This is a genomic window from Anaerophilus nitritigenes (assembly GCF_004138215.1).
Taxonomy (GTDB): Bacteria; Bacillota; Clostridia; order Peptostreptococcales; family Thermotaleaceae; genus Anaerophilus; species Anaerophilus nitritogenes.
This window is the reverse complement of the sequence record NZ_RYYS01000083.1, coordinates 1-2036: the sequence shown is the minus strand read 5'-3', so window position 1 is coordinate 2036 and position 2036 is coordinate 1. Positions and strand designations below refer to the sequence as shown.

The following is a 2036-nucleotide window of genomic DNA, read 5'->3' as shown; positions in this document are numbered from 1 at the left end:
TTTTGTAACTCGCCGTCGTTTTGACGACTTAAATATCTTATCATTTTTGTTTCTTGTTGTCAATCACTTTTTTGTAACATTTTTTGTGATAACAGAATATATAATATCACATCTTTCACATTTCGTCAACTAAAAGCTTTTTCTAATCTTACAAGCTTACCCTTCTTGCGAGGACAAATATTACTATACCATTTTTTTTATATGTCGTCAATATCTTTTTACAAAATATAATTTTCATTGTATTTCATCTTTAAACTAATACTTGTCTTTATTTATTTCTACTTTTATTGATTTTATTTTTAGACTTTTTTAAACTTAAATATTCATTTTATTTAATATAAGCGTAGTCAAAAATTCTCTTTATGTTATAATGAATCAAAATAAAAAAGTCTCTCTTTGAAAAAATTATAGTTATCCACAATTTACTCATTTATATAATTTCCTAAAGAATAAAAAATACTTATGTAATATAAATTTTTACTTTTACAATGTACAAAATAATAAGATATAATCTGATGAAAAATTTTTAAAATAGGAGGTATTTTGCATGCTATCATCCAAATTAAATAAAATTACACCTTCCTTTACCATAGGAATCAGCGCAAAAGTAAAAGAATTAAAAAATAATGGCTTAGATATTATTGATTTGAGTATTGGAGAACCAGATTTTTTTACTCCACATGTGGCAAAAGAAAATGCAATAACAGCCATCACGCATAATAAAACCAAATATGATTTAGCTGTAGGTTTAACGGATCTTAGAAAAGCCATTCAAAATAAACTTGAAAACGAAAATAGTGTATCTTATGCTTTAGATGAAATTGTTGTATCTAGTGGTGCAAAACATGCTATTACCAATACACTCATTGCCCTTTTAAATTTTGAAGATGAAGTACTTATCCCTAAACCATTTTGGGTAAGTTATCCTGAAATGGTTAAATTAGTAGGAGGTAATCCTGTCTTTATAGATACAAAGAAAGAAAATCAATTCAAAGTCACAACAAAAGATATAGAAGCTTCGATCACTCCAAAAACAAAAATGATATTTATTACAAATCCTTCTAACCCAACAGGAGCTATCTATACAAAAGAGGAATTAAATCAGATCGTAGCAATTTGTGCAAAACACAATATATATATTCTTGCAGATGAAATCTATGAAAAAATTTGTTATACTGATACTTTTACAAGTATTGCATCTCTTTCAGAATGTGCAAAAAATATTACCATCACTGTCAATGGATTGTCTAAATCTGCTGCTATGACAGGATGGAGAATTGGATATACTGCTTCTAATAAAACGATTGCAAAGGCTCTAGGGACTATACAAGGTCACTTAGTCTCTCATCCTAGTACTATTTCTCAATACGCTGCTCTTTCAGCTTTAACAAACTGCCAATTAGAAATGAAAGAAATGGTTTGTGTATATAAAAATAGAAGAGATACAGCTATACATGCACTTAAAGAAATAAAAAATATTGATTTTATTCATCCTGATGGAGCTTTTTATCTTTTTATTGATTTATCTGCTCTCAAAAACAAGTTTACATGGAAAGATAGCTTTTCTATTGAATTTTGTAATGATTTATTAATGAATGGAAAAGTTGCAGTCGTTCCTGGAATAGCCTTTGGAAAAGATGATTTTATTCGCATATCCTATGCTTGTGATGAAAAATACTTATTAGATGGACTCCACAGAATCAAGACTTTTATACAACAACTTTAGCTTGTATAAAACATCATAAAAACTTCACTAAATTTTCACAAATTCTCAATAATGGTTATTAATTTTATAACTTTGCCAAAATATCGTTTATCTACAACATGAAGCTTCATATATGTATGGATGGACTGTGGATAACTACTTGATTTTTCAAAAATTTATCCACAGTTTATCCATTTTTTGTCTTGTATATATTACATAAATTAACAGAAAAAAAGACCTAAGACGGTCCTGCGTCCTAAGTCCTCTTAAACTAGCGACGACCTACTCTCCCAGGGCGCTACCGCCCAAGTACCATCAGCGCTGAAGAGCT

At 28.8% G+C, this 2036-nt stretch carries 1 protein-coding gene; it reads left to right on the top strand.

From position 1 onward, the window contains the following. Positions 1-547 precede the first annotated feature (547 nt). Complete coding sequence (locus tag EK368_RS12330) at positions 548-1726, top strand: pyridoxal phosphate-dependent aminotransferase (protein ID WP_129600149.1); 1179 nt, start codon at positions 548-550, stop codon at positions 1724-1726. Positions 1727-2036: the final 310 nt, after the last annotated feature.

Excerpts from the sequence above, each read along its gene's own strand:
- EK368_RS12330 (WP_129600149.1), top strand. The coding sequence starts at position 548 with ATGCTATCATCCAAATTAAATAAAATTACACCTTCCTTTACCATAGGA.